The organism is Streptomyces sp. NBC_00490, from assembly GCF_036013645.1.
Classification (GTDB): domain Bacteria; phylum Actinomycetota; class Actinomycetes; order Streptomycetales; family Streptomycetaceae; genus Streptomyces; species Streptomyces canus_F.
This window is the reverse complement of the sequence record NZ_CP107869.1, coordinates 3266918-3289426: the sequence shown is the minus strand read 5'-3', so window position 1 is coordinate 3289426 and position 22509 is coordinate 3266918. Positions and strand designations below refer to the sequence as shown.

Below are 22509 nucleotides of genomic sequence, written 5' to 3'. Positions count from 1 at the left end.
CTTAGTGTCCTGTTCAGAAGACTCCAGGGAACAGACACACTGGTAACCCTAAACTTCAACGTTAGGGTTCGGGTCGGCGCTATGGACCGTCCCATTCGGCATCCGTCGCGTATCGCATCACCCGCGAGACGACGACACGTAACTCGAGGCGAGAGGCCTTCGACGTGGCAGCACCGCAGAACTACCTCGCAGTCATCAAAGTCATCGGTGTCGGCGGCGGTGGTGTCAATGCCATCAACCGGATGATCGAGGTCGGTCTCAAGGGCGTCGAGTTCATCGCCATCAACACCGACGCTCAGGCGCTGTTGATGAGCGACGCCGACGTCAAGCTCGACGTCGGCCGTGAACTCACCCGCGGACTCGGCGCCGGAGCCAACCCGGCCGTCGGCCGCAAGGCGGCCGAGGACCACCGCGAGGAGATCGAGGAGGTCCTCAAGGGGGCCGACATGGTCTTCGTGACGGCCGGCGAGGGCGGCGGCACCGGCACCGGCGGCGCGCCCGTCGTGGCCAACATCGCCCGCAACCTCGGCGCCCTCACCATCGGCGTGGTCACCCGCCCCTTCACCTTCGAGGGCCGCCGTCGCGCCAACCAGGCCGAGGACGGCATCGCGGAACTCCGCGAAGAGGTCGACACCCTCATCGTCATCCCGAACGACCGGCTGCTGTCCATCTCGGACCGCCAGGTCTCGGTCCTCGACGCCTTCAAGTCGGCCGACCAGGTCCTGCTCTCCGGTGTTCAGGGCATCACCGACCTCATCACCACGCCGGGTCTGATCAACCTCGACTTCGCCGACGTCAAGTCGGTCATGTCCGAGGCCGGTTCGGCGCTCATGGGCATCGGCTCGGCCCGCGGCGACGACCGCGCGGTGGCCGCCGCCGAGATGGCGATCTCCTCGCCGCTCCTCGAGGCCTCCATCGACGGCGCCCGCGGCGTCCTCCTCTCCATCTCCGGCGGCTCCGACCTCGGTCTGTTCGAGATCAACGAGGCGGCCCAGCTGGTCTCCGAGGCGGCTCACCCCGAGGCCAACATCATCTTCGGCGCGGTCATCGACGACGCCCTCGGCGACGAGGTCCGGGTCACCGTGATCGCGGCCGGCTTCGACGGCGGCCAGCCGCCGGCCCGCCGGGACACCGTCCTCGGTTCGTCCTCGTCCTCGGCGCGCCGCGAGGAGCCCACCCCGGCACGGCAGACCGAGAGCCGGCCGTCCTTCGGCTCGCTCGGCAGCGTCACGCCGAAGGAGGAGCCGGAGTCCGCGCCCGAGCCGGTGGCCGACCTCCCGGTCGCCCCGCCGGTCCCGCCGTCGCGGACCTACTCGGACAGCGCGGCCGAGGAGCTGGACGTGCCGGACTTCCTGAAGTGATAGGACAGCGCGACACCGTGAGCGGCGCGCACTTCGCCTTCACCGACAGGTGGGGCGGGGTGAGCGCCGTTCCGTACGAGGAGCTCAACCTCGGCGGGGCGGTCGGCGACGACGCTGACGCCGTACGTACGAATCGCGAACTGGCCGCCAAGTCGCTGGGGATCGAACCCGGCCGGGTGGTCTGGATGAACCAGGTGCACGGGGCGGAGGTGGCCGTGGTCTCCGAGGCGTGGGGTGACCGTCCGGTGCCGGAGGTCGACGCCGTCGTCACCGCCGAGCGCGGCCTCGCCCTCGCCGTCCTCACCGCCGACTGCACGCCCGTTCTGCTCGCCGACCCGGTGGCCGGAGTCGTCGGCGCGGCCCACGCGGGGCGGCCCGGCATGATCGCCGGGGTCGTCCCCGCCGCCGTACGGGCCATGACCGGACTCGGCGCCGAGCCCGCCCGGATCGTCGCCCGCACCGGACCCGCCGTCTGCGGCCGGTGCTACGAGGTGCCGGACGCGATGCGCGCCGACGTGAGCGCCGTCGAACCGGCGGCGTACGCCGAGACGAGCTGGGGCACTCCCGCGGTGGACGTGACCGCCGGAGTGCACGCGCAGCTCGAACGGCTCGGGGTGCGCGACCGGGAGCAGTCGCCGGTGTGCACGCTCGAGTCGGGCGACCACTTCTCCTACCGCCGCGATCGCACCACGGGGCGACTCGCGGGATATGTCTGGCTGGACTGAGAGAGCATGACGGACCGTAAGGGCGAACTCGCCGCAAACCTGGCGCGGGTGGAGGACCGTATCGCCGCCGCGTGCGCGGCCGCGGGGCGCAAGCGCGAGGAGGTGACCCTGATCGTGGTCACCAAGACCTACCCCGCGAGCGATGTGCGCATGCTGTCGGAGCTCGGTGTGCGCGACGTCGCCGAGAACAAGGACCAGGACGCGGCACCGAAGGCTGCCGAGTGCTCGGATTTGCCGCTGACTTGGCACTTCGTTGGTCAGTTGCAGACCAACAAGGTGCGTTCTGTGGCTGGTTATGCCGATATGGTGCAGTCCGTCGACCGCGCCCGACTCGTCACGGCGCTCTCCAAGGAAGCGGAGCGGCAGGGGCGGGAACTCGGTTGTCTGATCCAGGTCGCGCTCGACGCGAACGAAGGCGGACGCGGGGAGCGCGGGGGTGTCGCACCCGACGGAATCGAAGAGTTGGGCGAACTCGTGGCAGCGGCACCGGGTCTGCGGCTGGCGGGTCTGATGACCGTCGCACCCCTCACCGGTGTGTACGCCGGACGCGAACTCGCGGCATTCGAGTGGCTGATGGATTTGTCGACCGACCTGCGCCGAGCCCATCCGGCTGCGAACATGGTGTCGGCAGGGATGAGTGCGGATCTCGAGCAGGCTGTGGCGGCCGGAGCGACACATGTGCGCGTCGGTACGGCGGTACTCGGAGTCCGCGCGAGGCTCGGGTAACGTCGCCAGGAAGTCGGACCACAGCAGAAAATATGGTCATTACCGCCGAAAGGCGGGTGTAAAGGCCACGTGGATCGCGGGCACTTGGCAGTTCGTCAGCCGATCCACCACAGAGCGGAGGACTCAGAGCATGGCCGGCGCGATGCGCAAGATGGCGGTCTACCTCGGCCTCGTGGAGGACGATGGTTACGACGGCCGCGGTTTTGACCCCGACGACGACTTCGAACCCGAACTGGACCCGGAGCTCGAGCGTGACCACCGGCGGCATGAGCCGGTGCACCAGGCACACAGTGCACATCAGTCCCAAAGGGACGAAGAGGTGCGAATCGTACAGCCGTCGGTATCGCGCGAGCCGGTCGCCCGTTCCGCTTCGCTGGCCGCTGAATCCGGACGTCCCGCGCGCATCGCGCCCGTGGCATCCATCACACAAGAACGTCAAAGCCTGGAGAAGAACGCACCGGTGATCATGCCCAAGGTCGTGTCGGAACGAGAGCCTTACCGGATCACCACGCTTCACCCGCGGACCTACAACGAGGCCCGTACCATCGGGGAACACTTCCGTGAGGGCACCCCGGTGATCATGAATCTGACTGAGATGGATGACACAGACGCCAAGCGACTTGTCGACTTTGCGGCTGGTTTGGTGTTTGGTCTTCACGGCAGCATCGAGCGGGTGACGCAGAAGGTGTTCCTGTTGTCGCCTGCTAACGTCGATGTCACGGCGGAGGACAAGGCCCGTATCGCAGAGGGCGGGTTCTTCAATCAGAGCTGAGACAGCCGACCGGTAAGAAGTGCGGAACAGGGGAGAGGGAAAGACAGGCCATGAGCGTGTTCGCGCAGGTGATCTACATCGCGCTGATGGTGTTCCTCATCGTGCTCATCTTCCGGTTGGTCATGGACTACGTCTTCCAGTTCGCCCGCTCGTGGCAACCTGGCAAGGCGATGGTGGTCGTTCTGGAGGCCACCTACACTGTCACCGATCCACCGCTGAAGCTTCTGCGGCGGTTCATCCCGCCGCTGCGTCTCGGGGGCGTGGCGCTCGACCTGTCCTTCTTCGTACTGATGATCATCGTCTACATCTTGATCTCCATCGTGGGGAATCTCGCGAGGTGACAGTGGACGATACGGTCTTGCCGACTGCCGATGACTACGTTGAGGTGAAGAGATGCCGTTGACCCCCGAGGACGTGCGGAACAAGCAGTTCACGACCGTCCGCCTCCGAGAAGGCTATGACGAGGACGAGGTCGATGCCTTCCTCGATGAGGTCGAAGCCGAACTGACGCGCCTGCTGCGCGAGAACGAGGACCTGCGCGCCAAACTGGCCGCGGCGACGCGTGCTGCTGCCCAGAACCAGCAGAACATGCGCAAGCCTCCGGAGGGCCCCGGCGGCCCCCAGGATCAGCAGCAGGGCGGAATGCAACAGCAGGGCATGCCGCAGCAGGGTATGCCCCAGCAGGGCGGAATGCAGCAGCAGGGCATGCGTGGGCCCGGCGGCCCCGTGCCGGCCGGCATATCGGGCCCGCCGCAGCAGCAGATGGGCGGTCCCATGGGCGGCCCGCCCCAGCTGCCGAGCGGTGCGCCGCAGCTGCCTGCCGGTCCCAGCGGGCAGGGTGGCCCGCAGGGTCCCGGCCCGATGGGTCAGGGTCCCGGTCCGATGGGCCAGGGTCCGATGGGTGGCCAGCCCCCCATGCAGCAGCAGATGGGCGGCCCCATGGGCGGTCCTATGGGTGGCCCCATGGGCGGTGGCCCCATGGGTGGCCACGGTCAGGGCCCCGGTGGCGACAGCGCCGCGCGCGTCCTCTCGCTGGCCCAGCAGACCGCCGACCAGGCGATCGCCGAGGCCCGTTCCGAGGCCAACAAGATCGTCGGCGAGGCGCGTTCGCGTGCCGAGGGTCTCGAGCGTGACGCCCGTGCCAAGGCCGACGCCCTGGAGCGGGACGCGCAGGAGAAGCACCGCGTCGCGATGGGCTCCCTGGAGTCCGCCCGCGCCACGCTGGAGCGCAAGGTCGAGGATCTGCGCGGCTTCGAGCGCGAGTACCGCACGCGGCTGAAGTCCTACCTGGAGTCGCAGCTGCGTCAGCTGGAGACCCAGGCCGACGACTCGCTGGCCCCGCCGCGCACGCCCGCGACCGCGTCGCTTCCGCCGTCCCCGGCGCCCTCCATGGCCCCGGCCGGCGCGAGCGCCCCGTCGTACGGTGGCAACCCGGGCGGCATGGGCGGTGGCCCGGCTCCGGCCGCCCCGTCCTACGGCGGCCAGCAGCAGATGTCTCCCGCCATGACCCAGCCGATGGCTCCGGTCCGGCCGCAGGGCCCCGGCCCGATGGGCCAGGCCCCGTCGCCGATGCGCGGGTTCCTCATCGACGAGGACGACAACTGACGAGTTGTAGTACGCCATAGGCGTCGGCAGCGTTCAAAGGGGCGAGCCCCGGACTCCGGTCCGGGGCTCGCCCCTTTTACGCGTGTTGATCGTCATGCCCTGTGTCTGTGTCCGCGTATGAGTCCGTGCGGGCGAGGGAAACGGAAGGGCCCGGCCTCCCGAGTGGGAGACCGGGCCCTCGGCTGTCTTGCGGTTACGCCTTGCGCAGGCGGAACGTCAGCGACAGACCCTCGTCGGTGAAGGCATCGCCGTATGTGGCGTCCGCCTCACTCTGCTGGAAGTCGGTCGCCAGGACCTCGTCGGCGATCAGGCCCGCGTGCTCGGTCAGGGCGGCGAGCACCGCCGGGTCCGTGGACGTCCAGCGCAGCGCGATGCGGTCGGCCACGTCGAGGCCGCTGTTCTTGCGGGCCTCCTGGATCAGACGGATCGCGTCACGGGCCAGGCCCGCCTGCCGCAGCTCCTCGGTGATCTCCAGGTCGAGAGCGACCGTCGCACCCGAGTCGGACGCCACCGACCAGCCCTCGCGCGGGGTCTCCGTGATGATCACCTCGTCCGGGGCCAGGGTGATCGTCTCGCCGTCGACCTCGACCGACGCCGTGCCCTCGCGCAGGGCGAGGGACAGGCCGGCCGCGTCGGCGTTCGCGACGGCCTTCGCCACGTCCTGGACGCGCTTGCCGAAACGCTTGCCCAGGGCGCGGAAGTTGGCCTTGGCGGTGGTGTCCACCAGGCTGCCGCCGACCTCGCTCAGCGACGCCAGCGCCTCGACGTTCAGCTCCTCCGTGATCTGCGCGTGCAGTTCACGGTCGAGGGCGTCGAAGCCGGTCGCGGCGATGAGCGCACGGGACAGCGGCTGGCGGGTCTTCACGCCCGACTCCGCGCGCGTGGCCCGGCCCAGCTCCACGAGCCGGCGCACCAGGACCATCTGCTTCGACAGCTCCGGGTCGATGGCGTCGATGTCCGCCTCCGGCCAGGACGCCAGGTGCACCGACTCCGGGGCGCCCGGGGAGACCGGAACCACCAGGTCCTGCCAGACCCGCTCGGTGATGAACGGGGTCAGCGGGGCCATCAGCTTCGTCACCGTCTCGACGACCTCGTGCAGCGTGCGCAGCGCGGCCTTGTCGCCCTGCCAGAAGCGGCGACGGGAGCGGCGGACGTACCAGTTGGACAGGTCGTCGACGAACGCGGACAGCAGCTTGCCGGCGCGCTGGGTGTCGTAGGCCTCCAGAGCCTGCGTCACCTGGTCGGTGAGCGCGTGGAGTTCGGACAGCAGCCAGCGGTCCAGGATCGGGCGGTCGGCCGGGGCCGGGTCGGCCGCGGACGGCGCCCAGTTCGACGTGCGCGCGTACAGGGCCTGGAAGGCGACCGTGTTCCAGTACGTCAGGAGCGTCTTGCGGACGACCTCCTGGATGGTGCCGTGGCCCACGCGGCGGGCCGCCCACGGGGAACCGCCGGCCGCCATGAACCAGCGCACCGCGTCCGCGCCGTGCTGGTCCATCAGCGGGATCGGCTGCAGGATGTTGCCCAGGTGCTTGGACATCTTGCGGCCGTCCTCGGCGAGGATGTGGCCGAGGCACACGACGTTCTCGTACGAGGACTTGTCGAAGACCAGGGTGCCGATCGCCATGAGGGTGTAGAACCAGCCGCGCGTCTGGTCGATGGCCTCGGAGATGAACTGCGCCGGGTACCGGCTCTCGAACAACTCCTTGTTCTTGTACGGGTAGCCCCACTGCGCGAACGGCATCGAACCCGAGTCGTACCAGGCGTCGATGACCTCCGGCACGCGCGTGGCCGTCTTCGCGCACTGCGGGCAGTCGAAGGTGACGTCGTCGATGAACGGGCGGTGCGGGTCCAGGCCCGACTGGTCCGTGCCCGTCAGCCCGGTGAGCTCCGCGCGGGAGCCGACCACGGTCAGGTGGTCGTCCTCGCAGCGCCAGATCGGCAGCGGGGTGCCCCAGTAGCGGTTGCGGGACAGCGCCCAGTCGATGTTGTTCTGCAGCCAGTCGCCGAAGCGGCCGTGCTTGACCGTGTCGGGGAACCAGTTGGTCTTCTCGTTCTCCTGGAGGAGACGGTTCTTGACCTCGGTGGTGCGGATGTACCAGGACGGCTGCGCGTAGTAGAGGAGCGCGGTGTGGCAGCGCCAGCAGTGCGGGTAGCTGTGCTCGTACGGGATGTGCTTGAAGAGGAGGCCGCGCTGCTGGAGGTCCGCGGTGAGCTTTTCGTCCGCCTTCTTGAAGAAGACGCCACCGACCAGGGGGACGTCCTCCTCGAAGGTGCCGTCGGGGCGGACGGGGTTCACCACGGGCAGGCCGTACGCGCGGCAGACCTTGAGGTCGTCCTCACCGAAGGCCGGGGACTGATGGACCAGGCCCGTACCGTCCTCGGTCGTGACGTACTCGGCGTTGACGACGAAATGCGCCGCTTCCGGGAACTCCACGAGCTCGAACGGACGTTGATAGGTCCAGCGCTCCATCTCGGCGCCGGTGAAGGACTGGCCGGTGGTCTCCCAGCCCTCGCCGAGCGACTTGGCGACGAGCGGCTCGGCGACGACGAGCTTCTCCTGGCCGTCGCTCACCACGACGTAGGTGACCTCGGGATGGGCGGCGACCGCGGTGTTGGAGACCAGCGTCCAGGGCGTGGTCGTCCACACCAGGAGCGCGGCCTCACCGGCGAGCGGACCGGAGGTGAGCGGGAAACGGACGTACACGGACGGGTCGACGACCGTCTCGTAGCCCTGCGCCAGCTCGTGGTCGGAAAGGCCGGTGCCGCAGCGGGGGCACCAGGGGGCGACGCGGTGGTCCTGGACCAGCAGGCCCTTGTTGAAGATCTCCTTGAGCGACCACCAGACGGACTCGATGTACTCGGGGTCCATCGTGACGTAGGCGTCGTCGAGGTCGACCCAGTAGCCCATGCGGGTCGTCAGCTCGGAGAAGGCGTCGGTGTGGCGCAGCACGGAGTCGCGGCACCTGGCGTTGAACTCCGCGATGCCGTACGCCTCGATGTCCTGCTTGCCGGAGAAGCCGAGCTCCTTCTCCACCGCGAGCTCCACCGGGAGGCCGTGGCAGTCCCAGCCGGCCTTGCGGGCCACGTGGTAGCCGCGCATGGTGCGGAAGCGGGGGAAGACGTCCTTGAAGACGCGCGCCTCGATGTGGTGGGCGCCGGGCATGCCGTTGGCGGTGGGCGGGCCCTCGTAGAACACCCACTCGGGGCGGCCCTCGGACTGCTCCAGGCTCTTGGCGAAGATCTTCTGCTCGCGCCAGAACTCGAGCACGGCGTGCTCGAGGGCGGGCAGGTCGACCTGGGCGGGCACCTGGCGGTACGTAGGCGATGTCATCAGCGAGCTTCCTCCGGCGGACTTGCTGCCTTCCGTCCGGAGGGACGAGAGCTGTCTTGTGTACGCCGGTTTCGGCGCGCTCCCGCGGTACCACCCTCCTTGGCTCCCCGGTGCGTCTTCCGCACCGATGAGCCCCCTCATTGGGGTCGCGATGCCGGGTCTACCACCCCGCGTGGGGCTTCTTCCGGCGGCTCCGGGGTGATCTTCACGTCGCGCTCGCCCCCGGGCTTCCACCGTCCCCGGGTCGCTCTGGGCTGCGTACGCCGCTACTCGTCCCCATCCAAGCTTTTCGCTCCGCCCAGTGTACGGGGCCGCACGGACAGCGGCCGACCGGTTTTTGGGGGCCGGGGGACATGGGCGTCTCGCGGCGGGGAGTGACCCGAATGGAGCGGTACGCGTGTTCGGATTCTGGGACGCACGGCACGGCGGATTACCCGGCGGGGAGCTGGGCACAACGCATGCAGGTTCGGCGCGCCCCAGCGCGAGCCGGGCGAATCGGGCGGTGTGCCCCGTTGCCGTGGGACTCGAGTCGATTTATCGTCCCAGCACGATTCGCGTGCAAGATCACAATATGTGAAGGGGCCGCGGCCATGGTGGCGAAGAAGACCGCCGTACAGCAGTCGGCGTCGGGCAGTTCGGGGGCTGCCAAGGCCTCCGATGGTGCGGCCAAGGACGTGGGTGGGAAGAAGAGCGCACAGGGGGGTGCCGAGGGGCGTGCCGCCAAGGCCGTGAAGACGGTGGCCGGCGCCGCGAGGAAGGCGGCGGCCAAGAGCCCCGCGAAGAAGACCGCGGCCAAGAAGGCCACGGCGTCCAAGGCGGCTCCCGCGCGGGAGGCCGTCGAGGAGGAGGGGTCCGAGAGACCGGCGGCCAAGAAGGCCGCCGCGAAGAAGACGGCGGCCAGGAAATCGGCGGCCAAGAAGGCGACTGCCAAGAAGACGGCGGCGAAGAAGACGGCAGCCAAGAAGACCGCTGTCGCGAAGAGCACCTCCACGAAGAGTGCGGCCGGCAAGAGCACGGCCGAGAAGGCGGGCGCGGCGCAGGCCGCGAAGCAGACGGGAGCCACGACGGTGGTTGCGAAGAAGACTCCTGGCACGGCCACGGCGGACCAGACCGCCGTCCCCAAGGCACGCCTCGCCGCGGCGGTGGAGCCGGGCGAGCTCGCGGTCCGCCCCGGCGAGGACCCCTGGACGCCGGAGGAGGTCCAGGAGGCGCGTACCGAGTTGCAGTCCGAGGCGCTGCGGCTGAGCGCCGAGATCACGACGTCCGAGCAGTCCCTGGTGGGCCTGATGCGGGACTCCGGGGACGGCGCGGGCGACGACGACGCCGATACCGGCACGAAGAACATCACGCGCGAGCACGAGATGGCCCTCGCGGCCAACGCGCGCGAGATGCTGATCCAGACCGAGCGCGCCCTGGAGCGGCTCGACGCGGGCACCTACGGCCTGTGCGAGAACTGCGGCAACGCCATCGGCAAGGCGCGTATGCAGGCATTCCCGCGCGCCACGCTCTGCGTGGAGTGCAAGCAGAAGCAGGAACGCCGGTACTGAGGGTGCGGAGGGGCGTGCCGTACCCTCGTCGTCAGTCAGGTACCTAGGTCGAGGGACACACGTGGCAGAGGCGGAGCGCATCATCGGTACGCCGGACTCCCCGGAGGGGGCGGAGACCGAGCCGGAGCAGTCGTCCGGTGCGGAGGGGCAGGCGGGCGCCGAGGCGCGGCCCCGGGGGAAGCGGCGGATCGCCGTGCTGTTCGCGGTCGCCACGTTCGCGTACGCCCTCGACCTGGTCAGCAAGATGATCGTGGTCGCCAAGCTGGAGCACCACGCGCCGATCGAGATCATCGGGGACTGGCTGAAGTTCGAGGCGATCCGCAACGCGGGCGCGGCCTTCGGCTTCGGCGAGGCCTTCACCGTGATCTTCACGGTGATCGCGGCCGCCGTGATCGTGGTGATCGCCCGGCTCGCCCGCAAGCTCTACAGCCTGCCCTGGGCCATTGCGCTGGGCATGCTGCTGGGCGGTGCGCTCGGCAACCTCACGGACCGGATCTTCCGCTCGCCCGGCGTCTTCGAGGGCGCGGTCGTGGACTTCATCGCGCCCAAGCACTTCGCGGTGTTCAACCTGGCCGACTCGGCGATCGTGTGCGGCGGCATCCTGATCGTGCTGCTGTCCTTCAAGGGTCTCGACCCGGACGGGACCGTCCACAAGGACTGAGGGGTCGAGGGGTCCCGGCCGAGGGTTTTCCACAGGCTCGCGTCGGGGCCGTCGGCGCTGTCCTGCATACTCGTCGGGTGAGCCCGATTCCCGAGATCCGTACCCTGCCCGTGCCCGACGGCCTGGAGGGCGAGCGTGTCGACGCCGCCATCTCCCGCATGCTCGGCTTCTCCCGTACCAAGGCCGCGGAGCTCGCCGCCGCGGGGAAGGTCACGGTCGACGGGTCGGTGGTAGGGAAGTCCGAGCGGGTCCACGGCGGCGCCTGGCTCGAGGTGGAGATGCCGCAGGCGCCGGCGCCCGTGCAGATCGTCGCCGAGCCCGTCGAGGGCATGGAGATCGTGCACGACGACGACGACGTGGTCGTGATCGTCAAGCCCGTCGGCGTCGCCGCGCACCCCTCGCCGGGCTGGAGCGGGCCGACCGTCATCGGCGGTCTCGCCGCGGCCGGCTACCGGATCTCGACCTCCGGCGCCGCCGAGCGCCAGGGCATCGTGCACCGGCTGGACGTCGGCACCTCCGGCCTCATGACGGTCGCCAAGTCGGAGCGGGCGTACACCTCGCTCAAGCGCCAGTTCAAGGAGCGCACGGTCGACAAGCGCTACCACACGCTCGTGCAGGGTCACCCGGACCCGACCAGCGGCACCATCGACGCGCCCATCGGCCGCCACCCCCAGCACGACTACAAGTGGGCGGTCACGGCCGAGGGCAAGCCGTCGGTCACCCACTACGACCTCATCGAGGCGTTCCGCGCGGCCTCCCTGCTCGACGTGAAGCTGGAGACCGGCCGCACCCACCAGATCCGCGTCCACATGGCCGCCCACCGCCACCCCTGCGTCGGCGACCTGACCTACGGCGCCGACCCGACCCTCGCCAAGCGGCTGCACCTGTCCCGCCAGTGGCTGCACGCCGTCCGCCTCGGCTTCGAGCACCCCGGGGACGGACAGTGGGTCGAGTTCGAGAGCGACTACCCGGCCGACCTGCAGAAGGCCCTGGACCAGGTCCGCGAGGAGACGTACGGATGAGCCTGCCGTCGTACGCGGTCCGGGTCGCCGAGGACCGCGCCGACCGCGAGCAGTGCTTTGCGGTGCGCAAGGAGGTCTTCGTCGCCGAGCAGGGAGTGCCGGAGGACCTGGAGTACGACGCGTACGACGCCGTGGCGGTGCATGTGCTGGCCGTGCGGGAGGACGGGGTGCCGCTGGGCACCGGGCGGCTGCTGTACGGTTCCGCGGCCGCGGAGAAGGTCGGCGGTGACCTGACGCTGGGGTCGCTCGGGCGGCTCGGCGTCACCCAGGAGGCGCGCGGACTGGGGATCGGGGTCGCGCTGGTGCGGGCCATCGAGGACGCGGCACGCGCGCTGGGGCTGGCGGCGGTGGATCTGCACGCGCAGACGCATGCGCTGGGGTTCTACGAGCGGCTGGGGTACGAGGCCTACGGGCCGGAGTACCTGGAGGCGGGGATGGCGCACCAGGGGATGCGGCGCGCTCTGTAGCGCGGGGTGTGCCCGGTGACACAGGGTGCCGAAAGCGCTGGTGGGAACCGGGGCGTGGCAGGCTTGAGGTCTGTCGTCCGAACGTCCAGAGCTCATCGGAGTGCTGACCGTGGATCAGTTGGCCCTGCTGTTCGTGCTGTTGCTCGGGGCCGTGGTGAGCGTCCCGGTCGGCGACCGGGTCGGGTTGCCGGCTCCGGTGCTGATGACCCTGCTCGGGATAGTCCTCGCGCTGCTCGACTTCGTGCCCAACGTCGAGATCTCGCCGGAGCTGATCCTGCCGCTCCTGCTGCCGCCGCTGCTCTACGCCGCCGTACGGAGGACGTCCTGGCGGCAGTTCGCGGCCAACATCAGACCGATCTTCCTGCTCGCCGTGGCGCTGGTGTTCGTCACCACCCTGTGTGTGGCCGTCGTCGCGGGCGCGATCGTGCCGGGCCTGCCGATCGCCGCGGCCGTGGCCCTCGGGGCGCTGGTCGCACCGCCCGACCCGGTCGCGGCGACCGCCGTCGCCGGGCAGCTCGGGTTGCCGCGCCGACTGGTGTCGATCCTGGAGGGCGAGGGGCTCTTCAACGACGTGACGGCGATCGTGCTGTACCACGTGGCGATCGCCGCGGCCGTCAGCGGCACGTTCTCGCCCTGGCGGGCCGGTCTCGACCTGGTGCTGTCCGCCGTGGTCGCCCTCGTCGTCGGCCTCGCCCTCGGCTGGGGCGCCAACAAGCTCATGGACGTGCTCGACGACGCGACCCTGCAGATCGGCCTCTCCCTCCTGGTGCCGTACGCCTCCTATGTGATGGCCGAGGAGCTGCACGGCTCCGGGGTGCTCGCGGTGCTCACCACCGCCCTCTTCCTCGCCGAGTACGCCACCGACGCCGACGACGTCCTCACGCGGCTGGCCGGGCACACGTTCTGGGACATCGTCGACACGCTGGTCACCGGCGTGGCCTTCGGACTGATCGGGCTCGAACTGCACAACGCCATCCGGACCGCGTCCGGGCGGTGGGGCGAGATGCTCGGCTGGGCGGCCGCGATCGTGGGCGTCGTCGTCCTCGTACGGCTGCTGTGGCTGCTGCCCGCGACCTGGGTCGCCAAGCGGCTGCACGCCAAGCAGGACTACGACGAGGAGATCCCGACGACCTGGCGGGAGACCGTCGTCATGTGGTGGTCCGGGATGCGCGGGGTGGCGTCCGTGGCGCTGGCCCTGGCGATCCCGCTGAAGACCGACGACGGGTCCGCCTTTCCCGACCGGGACGAGATCGTCTTCATCGCGTTCGGCGTCATCATGGCGACCCTCGTGCTCCAGGGGCTGACCCTGCCCTGGCTCGTGAGGAAGCTCGGCGTGAAGGCCGACACGGAGCGGGAGAAGGAGTTCGAGAAGACCCTGGCGGTCCGGGCGGCCAAGGCGGCCAAGCGCCGGCTGAAGGAGATCGAGGAGGTCGAGGAGCTGTCGGAGGAGCTGACCGAGCAGCTGCTGCGGCGGGCGTTCGAGATCGGGGTGCGGATCAGCCCGGACATGGGGGACGAGGAGCGGCGGGAGGCGCACGAGCAGCGGGTGAAGCGACTGAGGCGGATCCGGCGGATCCAGAGCGAGATGATGAGCGCCGCGCGGCACGAGGTGCTGGCGGCGCGCAGTGAGCCGGGGGCCGATCCCGAGGTCGTGGACCGGGTGCTGAGGCACCTCGACGTGCGCAGCCTGCGGTGATCTGTCCGTCGTATGGCGGTCGTGTAAAGGGCGACGACTGTGCGGGCGGCCCTTCCTAGGGTGGGGGCATGTCTCGCAACATCGTGATCAGTGGTGGCGGTACGGGGATCGGGCTCGCGGCGGCGCGGGCCTTCGCGGCGGACGGGGACCGGGCGCTGCTGCTCGGTCGGCGGGCCGGGGTGCTGGAGAAGGCCGGGGTGCCGGGGGCGCTGACGTACGCGGCGGATCTCAGTGACACGGCGCAGGTGCGTGGGGTCGCCGGGTTCGTCGCCCGGGAGCTGGGGACCGTGGATGTGCTGGTCCACAGCGCGGGCGGGACCGGGCAGCTCGAACCGCCCGCCTCCGGCGACGATCCGCTGGACGCCGTGGCCCATGCCTGGACCGTCAACTTCCGGCTCAATCTGCTGTCCGCGGCCCTGCTCACCGAGGCCCTGAAGGACCGGCTCGCCGAGCCCGGCGGGCGGGTGCTGTTCGTCAGCTCCATCGCCGCCTACCGGGGGTCCGGCAGCGGGGCGTACGCGGCGGCCAAGGCCGGGCTGCACCCGTACGCCCATGACCTGGCCCGGGAGCTCGGACCCCGCGGGATCACCGTGAACGTCGTCGCGCCCGGCTACATCGAGGACACCGAGTTCTTCGGGCCGGCCATCGACCCCGCCCGCCGCGCCCGGCTCGTCGCCGACACCTCGAACGGTCGCGCCGGGACACCCGGGGACGTCGCCGGCACCCTGCACTGGCTGGCCTCGCCGGGCGCCGGGCACGTCACCTCGCAGATCGTGCAGGTCAACGGGGGTGCCGAGCGGGGGCGTTGACCTGCACGATCTGCGAGGTGAGTGGGCGTCAGCGGCCTGTCCGCGGGGGCTCGTAGGCGCGGCGGGGGGCGCCGTCCGGGGTGGACGGGCGGCTGCCGTTGGTGCCCGGGGGCAGGGACGCGTCCGCCGTGTTGACGCGGGGGAGGGCGTGCGGGTGCTTCTCGGAGAGCCACTGGATCATGCGCTCGCGGACCGTGACCCGGACCGTCCAGATGTCGTCCGCGTCCTTGGCGGTCACCAGGGCCCGCACCTGCATGGTGTTCGGGGTGGAGTCCGTCACGGTCAGGTCGCAGGCGCGGCCGTCCCAGGCGGGGCATTCGCGCAGGATGTCGCGGAGTTTCTCGCGCATCTCCTCCATCGGCGCCGAGTGGTCCAGGTGCCAGTAGACGATGCCGGTCATCTGGGCACCGCCGCGCGACCAGTTCTCGAACGGCTTGGACGTGAAGTAGGAGACGGGCATCGTGATCCGGCGCTCGTCCCACGTCCGCACGGTCAGGAAGGTCAGCGTGATCTCCTCGACCGTGCCCCACTCGCCGTCCACCACGACCGTGTCTCCTATGCGCACCATGTCGCCGAACGCGATCTGCAGCCCCGCGAACATGTTGCTCAGCGTGGACTGCGCCGCGACACCGGCGACGATGCCGAGGATGCCGGCCGAGGCCAGCAGTGAGGCGCCGGCCGCGCGCATCGGCGGGAACGTCAGCAGCATCGCGGCGACCGCGACCACACCGACGACCGCGGCGACCACTCGTGTGATCAGTGTCACCTGGGTGCGTACCCGGCGGACCCGGGCGGGATCGCGGCTGGCGCGCGCGTAGCGCGTGTACGTCGTCTCGACGACCGCGGCCGCGATCCGGATCACCAGCCAGGCCGTCGCCCCGATCAGCGTCAGCGTCAGCGCCTGCCCGATGCCGACGCGGTGCTCCCGCAGCAGCCGTGCCTCGTCGTAGGCCCCTCTGAGCAGGGCCGCGCAGATCACCAGCTGGTAGGGGATGCGGCCACGGCGCAGCAGACCCCACAGCGGGGTCTCGTGGTGCCGTCCGTCGGCTTTGCGCAGCAGCAGGTCCGTTGCCCAGCCGATGACCAGCGTGAGCAGAACCGAGCCGCCGATCACGATCAGGGGGCGGAGTACGTTCTCCATGACCCCGAACCTAACCGGCCCGGGGCGGACATGAACATGTGACTTCGGCGGCGTTGTGGGTACGGCCGCGGAACGGCACTGTCGTACCCGGCTGGCACCATGGCCTCATGAACATCATGCTCTTTCACTCGACCTACGGTCTGAGGCCCGCGGTACGACAGGCCGCCGACCGGTTGCGCTCCGCCGGGCACGAGGTGTGGACGCCGGACCTCTTCGAGGGGCATACGTTCGAGACGGTCGAGGAGGGCATGGAGTTCAAGGAGCAGGTCGGCAAGGACGAGCTGCTCAAGCGGGCCGTGCTGGCCGCCGCGCCCTACTCGGCGCGGGGCCTGGTGTACGCCGGGTTCTCGTTCGGCGCCTCCGTCGCGCAGACCCTCGCCCTCGGCGACGACAAGGCGCGCGGGCTGCTGCTTCTGCACGGCACCTCGGACATCGCGGCCACCGCGTCCGTGGACGACCTGCCGGTCCAGCTGCATGTCGCCGAGCCGGACCAGTTCGAGACCGACGACTGGCTGAGCTCCTGGTATCTGCAGATGAACCGCGTCGGCGCGGACGTCGAGGTGTACAGATACGCCGGGGCCGGCCACCTCTACACCGACCCCGACCTGCCGGACTACGACGAGGAGGCCGCCGAGGCCACCTGGCGGGTGGCGCTCGGCTTCCTGGAGTCCCTCTAGGGTCAGCCCGCGGCGCGGTAGGCGGCCCAGTTCTGCTGCATCCGCGTCACCTGGCCCGAGGTGAACTGGTACATGCAGTCGTCGTACGTGTAGTCCATGAAGTTGTGGATCGGGTCGACGCCCGTCTTGGTGGTGCAGGTGTCGCGGCCGACCGGGCACTCGTAGGCGGCGCTCTTCTCGGCCGGGGTGTCGTCGACGTAGTCGCCCTTGCCGTTACAGCCGCCCTGGAAGGTGTGGTAGAGCCCCATCCAGTGGCCGACCTCGTGGGTCGCGGTGTCGCCCTCGTCGTAGTGGGTGGCCGAGCCGCCGGGCAGGGACTTGTCGAGGAGGACGACGCCGTCCATGGCGGGGCTGGACTTGTAGGAGCTGGGGAAGGTGGCCCAGCCGAGGAGGTCGTCGCCGAGGTTGGCGGTGTAGACGTTGAGCGCGTTCGCGCCGCCCTTGCGCAGGGCCGTCTTCATCGCCTTCTCCGCCGTGGAGCCGTAACCGACGTTGTACCAGGCCGCGTTGTCGGTGTAGTCGGTGCCGGCCAGCGTGAACTGGTAGCCGGAGTCGACGTTCCCGGTGCCCTGACCGGCGTAGGCCGCGTTCAGGACGTTCAGCTGGGCGCTGATGTCGGCGGAGCCGAGCCGGCCGGTCGCCCCGTCGTGGACGACGTGGAAGTACACCGGGATGGTCGTGGAGGCGGCCGCGGCGAGGCTGCGGCTGCCGGAGGACGGCAGCCTGTCGAGCTTCTGCCGGAGATCGGCGTCCATCGACTGGGCCTTCGCGGTGCTGATCTCGTTGGGTTCGGCGACGGTCCCGCCGTGCGCGGGACGGGCCTCGCGGGCCGCGGTGTGGGTGTCCGTGTCGGCGCAGTCGGCGGCCGGAGCCTGGGCCGCCGCGACTCCGGTGGGTGCCGACAGGGGAGTGAGCATCAGGGTTCCGGCCACAACGGCCGTGCCGAGAAGGCGTCTGCGCATAAGGGGAGATATCCGGGCAAGCGCACGCATGCTGACTCCTAGCTGATGCGTCGGGGAGAGCGGACGCAGGGGTCTTCCTGGCCGCCGCCCGGGAGATTACGTGTACATGCTCAGCCTGTAAATGCCTTCTGACCGGGCGAGTAGCGCTTCCGTATACGAATGCGGCTCGCGCTACCCGCCGTTGGCCAAAAGGTGACTACACGGGGCTGTACGTCCGCTCGACCTTCTGCGTGCCGCTGCGCGTGCGGTACGAACGGGCCCAGGACGAGGTCGCGTTCGCCTTCGTCTTGTCGGACAGCACGTAGTAGTCCATCTGCGCCCGCTCGGCGGTGATGTCCAGGACGCCGTAGCCGTGCCGGTCCGTGTCGACCCAGTGGACGTGCCGGTTGGCGAGCTGGATGACCGGCGCGGCGAGCGCGGTGACCGTGCCCTCGGGGACCTTGAGGATGTCGTCGAGGTTGTCGGAGGTCACCGAGGTCACGACGAACTCCGTGGCGGCCGAGGCGGACAGCGGGTACGTTCCGGCGTCCACCGGCACGTCGTTGGCCCACGCCATGTGGATGTCGCCGGTCAGGAACACGGTGTTGCGGATCGCGTTCGCGCGCAGATGGGCCAGCAGCTCGCGGCGGTCGTCCGTGTAGCCGTCCCACTGGTCGGTGTTGAGGGCGAGCCCCTCCTTCGGCAGGCCCAGCAGCTCGGCGAGCGGCTTGAGGAGGTCCGCGGAGAGCGAGCCGATGGCGAACGGCGAGATCATCACGGAGTTGCCGACCAGCCGCCAGGTGGTGTCGGAGGACTTCAGCCCCGCCTTCAGCCAGTCGAGCTGGGCCCGCCCGGTGAGCGTACGGTCCGGGTCGTCGACCGAGCCGTTGCCGACGGCGACCTGCTGCGAGCGGAACGAACGCAGGTCGAGGAGCGCCAGGTCGACGAGCTTGCCGAAGCGCAGCCGCCGGTAGGTGGTGCCCGCGGTCGCCGTGCGCACCGGCATCCACTCGAAGTAGGCCTGCTTCGCGGCGGCCTGGCGTGCGGCCCAGGCGCCCTCCGTGCCCTCGGTGTGGTTCTCGGCGCCGCCCGACCAGGCGTCGTTGGCGAACTCGTGGTCGTCCCAGATGGCGACGACCGGAGCGACCGCGTGGAGCGCCTGGAGGTCCGGGTCGGTCTTGTAACGGCCGTGCCGGGTGCGGTAGTCGGCCAGCGAGAGGATCTCGTGGGCCGGCGCGTGCGGGCGGACGACGGTGTCGCGCGTCCCGTACTCGCCATTGCCGTACTCGTAGATGTAGTCGCCCAGGTGCAGCCAGGCGTCCAGGTCGCCGCGGGCCGCGAGATGGCGGTACGAGGAGAAGTAGCCGGCCTCCCAGTTGGCGCAGGAGACCACGCCGAAGCGCAGGTTCGGCACGGCCGCGTCCGCCGCCGGCGCGGTGCGGGTGCGCGCCGCCGGGGAGTCGGTGCCGCCCGCGGAGAAGCGGAACCAGTAGTCGGTTGCCGGTTCCAGGCCGCGGACGTCGGCCTTGACGGTGTGGTCGGTGGCGGCGGTCGCGGTCGTGGTGCCCTTGGCGACGACGTTCGTGAACGCCTTGTCCTTGGCGACGACCCAGCCGACCTCGGTGTCCGGACCGAGCCCGGAGCCGGGTATCGCCTCGGCGGTGGGTGTCACCCGGGTCCACAGCAGGACGCCGTTGGGGAGCGGGTCGCCGGAGGCGAGACCGTGCAGGAAGACGGGGGCCTCGGCGGCGCGGGCCGGGATCGCGGCGGCGAGGGGGCCGGCCAGTACCGCGCCGGCGGCGGCCGCCTTGACCACCGTACGGCGGCGCGGTGACAGGGAGTTGAGATGCTCGGATGCTCTGAATCTACTGGTCACGACCGATCAGGTTACTGATCGGTATGAACGAGAGCGGGCGAACCGGCAAAAGTTCGCCCGCTCTTGGGATGACGGTCGGGTCAGGCCTTGAGGGCCGCCTCGAGCGCCGTGTTGAAATCGGCCACGGTCATCGGCGCGTTCTTGCCGTCGGAACCGGTCAGCGTCTTGCCGTCCATCTTCAGCGTCGGGGTGCCGGTCACCCCGCTGTCGTCGAACGTTTTGGACATCTCCAGCGCCCACTTGTCGTAGGTGCCGTTCTTCACGGCGTTCTGGAACGTCTTGTTGTTCTTCAGGGCGTCGACCGTGTTCGCGATCTTGATGAGGTAGTCGTCGTCCTTGAACTTGTCGTCGGACTCCTCCGGGTGCCACTTCGTCGAGTACATCGCGGTCTTGTACTCGAGGAAGGCCTCGGGGCTGACGTTGAGCGCCGCGCCGAGCGCGCTGAGCCCGTTCTTCGAGCCCTCGCCGCCCAGGCCGTTGTCGAGGAAGGTGGCGCCGACGTACTGGATCTTGAACTTGCCGTCCTCGACGTCCTTGTCCACGGTCGAGCCGACGGTCTGCTCGAACGAGGCGCAGACGGGACAGCGCGGGTCCTCGTACATGACGAGGGTCTTCTTGGCGGTGCTCTTGCCGATGGTGACGGTCGTGCCGTTGGTGCCCGTGGTGTTGGCCGGCTTGACGAGCTTGTCGTCCTTCGCGGCCTCCCAGTAGTCCGGCTTGTTGCCCTGGACGACCGCATAGCTGATGCCGCCGGCTATCGCGAGGACGCCGACGAGGGAGCAGGCGACGATGACCTGCCGCTTGACCTTGTCGCGCTTGGCCTGGCGCTCGCGCTCCTGGCGCAGCCGCTCACGGGCCGCCGACTTCGACGCCTGGCTGTTCCGCTTGCTCATGGGTGATCTCCGTAAGGGGACGCGCACACCTCGTGTGCGGGATGCATGGGGGGACTGGTGGTACTCGGGTGCTGTCCGGTCAGGCGGAAGCGACCGAGCACGGCGGTCCACGCCGTCCCAGGGAATGCACGAGGATCCGGTCGCGGACGACGGCCGTACGACGACCGGGGTGCCGCGGGGCGCGGGCCGCCGGGGTCCGTCGTACCGCCACCGCGGCGACGGCCAGCAGGAGCGGCCGGAAGGTGGTCGCCGTCACCGCGCCGACCACCTGGGCCAGGGCCCGCTCGCCGCGGCGCAGCCAGGCGGCGGCGAGGAGGCCGACGCCGATGTGCGCGCCGAGCAGCAGCCAGGCGGCCTGCGGGTCGGCGTGGGCGAGGGCGCCCGCGAGGCGGTCGGTGTCGGTGCCGGTCACCCGGGCCAGCGGGCTGCCGACGCTGCCGCCGTCACCGCAGAACACGTCCCAGCCGACCGAGCGCAGCGGACCGGTGACCGGTCCGCCCGCCGCGCCGTAACAGACGTGCTGGCCGGTGGTGAAGACGGTGTCGGCGGCCAGCTCCAGCGGCACCAGCAGGGCGGCGATCCGCCCGAAGCTCCGCTCGCGGCCGGCGAGGGCGTAGGCGAGGACGAACACGGCGGCCGCGACGAGGGCCACCGTGTTCAGCGGGAGCGGGGCCCGGGACAGCAGCACGTGCGACGCGGTGCTGAGTGTCACGACGAGTGCCGTGAACAGCGCCGCGCGGAGCGCTCGCAGTCGGGTCCCGGATATGTCCATAGCGGAGGAGAGTGTGTCACGCGGGCCGGTAAGGGACTCCTAAAGGGTTCCTGTGAGCGGCCCTGTCGTTATCCGATCGATTCGGTCACAGGCCCGGAATGCGGCCGTTGCGGAACAGGTCGACGAAGATCTGGTGGTCGGTACGCGCGCGTGCCCCGTAGTCGTGGGCGAAGGAGACCAGCAGGTCCGCGAAGCCGTCCTCGTCGGCCGCGATGGCCGCGTCGATGGCCCGCTCGGTCGAGAAGGGCACCAGGGACTCGCCGGACTGGTCGTCCGCCGCCCCGTGCATGGTGGCGGTGGCCCGGCCGAGGTCGGCGACGACCGCCGCGATCTCCTCCGGGTCGTCGATGTCACCCCAGTCCAGGTCGACGGCGTACGGCGAGATCTCCGCGACCAGCTGACCGGAGCCGTCCAGCTCGGTCCAGCCCAGCCACGGGTCGGCGTGCTGCTGCAGGGCGCGCTGCGAGAGCACCGTGCGGTGGCCCTCGTGCTGGAAGTAGTCACGGATCGCCGGGTCGGTGATGTGCCGGGAGGCGGCTGGGGTCTGGGCCTGCTTGATGTAGATCACCACATCGTTCTCCAGGGCGTCGCTGTGGCCCTCCAGGAGGATGTTGTACGACGGCAGACCCGCCGAGCCGATGCCGATGCCGCGGCGGCCGACGACGTCCTTCACCCGGTAGGAGTCCGGGCGGGTCAGCGAGGTCTCCGGCAGCGTCTCCAGGTAGCCGTCGAAGGCGGCGAGCACCTTGTAGCGGGTGGCCGCGTCCAGCTCGATGGAACCGCCGCCCGGCGCGAAGCGGCGCTCGAAGTCGCGGATCTCGGTCATCGAGTCCAGCAGGCTGAAGCGGGTCAGCGAGCGGGCGTCGCGCAGCGCGTCCAGGAGCGGGCCCTCGGCGGTGTCCAGCGTGAAGGGCGGCACCTCGTCGCTCTTGGCGCCGGTGGCCAGGGCGTGGACGCGCTCGCGGTAGGCGGCCGCGTAGATCGTGACGAGCTCGGTGATCTGCTCGTCGCTGAGCGCCTTGGCGTACCCGATGAGGGCGATCGACGCGGAGAAGCGCTTGAGGTCCCAGGTGAAGGGGCCGACGTACGCCTCGTCGAAGTCGTTGACGTTGAAGATCAGCCGGCCGGTGGAGTCCATGTACGTGCCGAAGTTCTCGGCGTGCAGGTCGCCGTGGATCCACACGCGCGAGGTGCGCTCGTCCAGGTACGGGCCGCCCCGCTTGTCCGAGTCGAGGTCGTGGTAGAAGAGGCACGCCGTACCCCGGTAGAACGCGAACGCCGAGGCCGCCATCTTCCGGAACTTGACCCGGAACGCGGCCGGGTCGGCGGCCAGGAGCTCGCCGAAGGCGGTGTCGAAGACGGCGAGAATCTCCTCGCCGCGAGGCTCGTCGTTGAGCTGCGGTACCGACATCGCTGGGTGCCTCCTGGTGCATGTGTACGACAGCGTTTCTGTCGTCTCAACGGGTGGGGCGGGACGAAAGTGCCCG

General features: G+C 70.1%; 20 protein-coding genes. 13 read left to right on the top strand and 7 right to left on the bottom strand.

Annotated features, from left to right (window positions below; all coding sequences use genetic code 11):
* Nucleotides 1–164: 164 nt before the first annotated feature.
* The 6 genes from ftsZ (at nt 165) to OG381_RS14810 (ending at nt 5189) form a co-directional block, all read left to right on the top strand.
* Nucleotides 165–1361, top strand: coding sequence for a cell division protein FtsZ (gene ftsZ, locus OG381_RS14835; RefSeq protein WP_307032024.1), 1197 nt, complete (start codon nt 165–167; stop codon nt 1359–1361).
* A complete protein-coding gene (pgeF, locus tag OG381_RS14830) occupies nt 1358–2086 on the top strand; it encodes a peptidoglycan editing factor PgeF (RefSeq protein WP_327716580.1) in 729 nt (242 codons plus the stop codon). Before ftsZ ends, pgeF begins: the two co-directional genes overlap by 4 nt.
* Before the next feature lie 6 nt (nt 2087–2092).
* Nucleotides 2093–2812 carry a YggS family pyridoxal phosphate-dependent enzyme gene (locus tag OG381_RS14825; RefSeq protein ID WP_327716579.1) on the top strand — a complete coding sequence of 240 codons (720 nt, stop codon included), beginning with the start codon at nt 2093–2095 and terminating at the stop codon, nt 2810–2812.
* A 130-nt stretch (nt 2813–2942) separates the two neighbouring features.
* Nucleotides 2943–3584, top strand: coding sequence for a cell division protein SepF (locus OG381_RS14820; protein WP_327716578.1), 642 nt, complete (start codon nt 2943–2945; stop codon nt 3582–3584).
* 50 nt (nt 3585–3634) lie between these two features.
* Entirely contained in the window at nt 3635–3925 is a 291-nt protein-coding gene (locus OG381_RS14815) for a YggT family protein (protein WP_004932337.1), read from the top strand.
* 52 nt (nt 3926–3977) lie between these two features.
* The gene (locus OG381_RS14810) at nt 3978–5189 is read left to right on the top strand and encodes a DivIVA domain-containing protein (RefSeq protein WP_327716577.1); all 1212 of its coding nucleotides are present in this window, start codon (nt 3978–3980) and stop codon (nt 5187–5189) included.
* Nucleotides 5190–5382: 193 nt separating this feature from the next.
* Here the strand turns inward: OG381_RS14810 and ileS are convergent, their stop codons facing one another.
* Nucleotides 5383–8520: an isoleucine--tRNA ligase gene (ileS, locus tag OG381_RS14805; RefSeq protein ID WP_327716576.1), complete on the bottom strand. Its 3138-nt coding sequence runs from the start codon at nt 8518–8520 to the stop codon at nt 5383–5385.
* Between the two features lie 590 nt (nt 8521–9110).
* Here ileS and OG381_RS14800 point away from each other — a divergent pair.
* The 6 genes from OG381_RS14800 to OG381_RS14775 all read left to right on the top strand — a co-directional run bounded on the left by OG381_RS14800 (nt 9111) and on the right by OG381_RS14775 (nt 14722).
* Nucleotides 9111–10067, top strand: a complete 957-nt coding sequence (locus tag OG381_RS14800; RefSeq protein WP_327716575.1) for a TraR/DksA family transcriptional regulator — start codon at nt 9111–9113, stop codon at nt 10065–10067.
* Between the two features lie 61 nt (nt 10068–10128).
* The gene (gene lspA, locus OG381_RS14795; RefSeq protein ID WP_327716574.1) at nt 10129–10728 is read left to right on the top strand and encodes a signal peptidase II; all 600 of its coding nucleotides are present in this window, start codon (nt 10129–10131) and stop codon (nt 10726–10728) included.
* Nucleotides 10729–10805: 77 nt separating this feature from the next.
* Complete coding sequence (locus tag OG381_RS14790) at nt 10806–11750, top strand: RluA family pseudouridine synthase (protein WP_307032031.1); 945 nt, start codon at nt 10806–10808, stop codon at nt 11748–11750.
* Entirely contained in the window at nt 11747–12217 is a 471-nt protein-coding gene (locus tag OG381_RS14785; protein WP_327716573.1) for a GNAT family N-acetyltransferase, read from the top strand. The genes OG381_RS14790 and OG381_RS14785 overlap by 4 nt, the downstream gene beginning before the upstream one ends.
* 109 nt (nt 12218–12326) lie before the next feature.
* Nucleotides 12327–13913 carry a Na+/H+ antiporter gene (locus tag OG381_RS14780; protein ID WP_327716572.1) on the top strand — a complete coding sequence of 529 codons (1587 nt, stop codon included), beginning with the start codon at nt 12327–12329 and terminating at the stop codon, nt 13911–13913.
* A 68-nt stretch (nt 13914–13981) separates the two neighbouring features.
* On the top strand, nt 13982–14722 hold the full coding sequence (locus OG381_RS14775; protein WP_327716571.1) for an SDR family NAD(P)-dependent oxidoreductase: 741 nt from the start codon (nt 13982–13984) through the stop codon (nt 14720–14722).
* A 28-nt stretch (nt 14723–14750) separates the two neighbouring features.
* On the opposite strand, the gene OG381_RS14770 is transcribed toward OG381_RS14775, so the two are convergent.
* On the bottom strand, nt 14751–15863 hold the full coding sequence (locus OG381_RS14770; protein ID WP_327716570.1) for a mechanosensitive ion channel family protein: 1113 nt from the start codon (nt 15861–15863) through the stop codon (nt 14751–14753).
* A 107-nt stretch (nt 15864–15970) separates the two neighbouring features.
* Here OG381_RS14770 and OG381_RS14765 point away from each other — a divergent pair, with 107 nt between their 5' ends.
* Nucleotides 15971–16540 carry a dienelactone hydrolase family protein gene (locus OG381_RS14765; protein ID WP_327716569.1) on the top strand — a complete coding sequence of 190 codons (570 nt, stop codon included), beginning with the start codon at nt 15971–15973 and terminating at the stop codon, nt 16538–16540.
* A gap of 2 nt (nt 16541–16542) precedes the next feature.
* Here the strand turns inward: OG381_RS14765 and OG381_RS14760 are convergent, their stop codons facing one another.
* From OG381_RS14760 to OG381_RS14740, 5 genes are all read right to left on the bottom strand, one after another.
* The gene (locus OG381_RS14760; RefSeq protein ID WP_327716568.1) at nt 16543–17532 is read right to left on the bottom strand and encodes a zinc metalloprotease; all 990 of its coding nucleotides are present in this window, start codon (nt 17530–17532) and stop codon (nt 16543–16545) included.
* A 166-nt stretch (nt 17533–17698) separates the two neighbouring features.
* Nucleotides 17699–19357, bottom strand: a complete 1659-nt coding sequence (locus OG381_RS14755) for an alkaline phosphatase D family protein (protein ID WP_327716567.1) — start codon at nt 19355–19357, stop codon at nt 17699–17701.
* An 80-nt stretch (nt 19358–19437) separates the two neighbouring features.
* Entirely contained in the window at nt 19438–20250 is an 813-nt protein-coding gene (locus OG381_RS14750) for a thioredoxin domain-containing protein (protein WP_327716566.1), read from the bottom strand.
* A gap of 79 nt (nt 20251–20329) precedes the next feature.
* Nucleotides 20330–21022 carry a hypothetical protein gene (locus OG381_RS14745; protein ID WP_327716565.1) on the bottom strand — a complete coding sequence of 231 codons (693 nt, stop codon included), beginning with the start codon at nt 21020–21022 and terminating at the stop codon, nt 20330–20332.
* Between the two features lie 85 nt (nt 21023–21107).
* Complete coding sequence (locus OG381_RS14740) at nt 21108–22433, bottom strand: DUF2252 domain-containing protein (protein ID WP_327716564.1); 1326 nt, start codon at nt 22431–22433, stop codon at nt 21108–21110.
* Nucleotides 22434–22509: the final 76 nt, after the last annotated feature.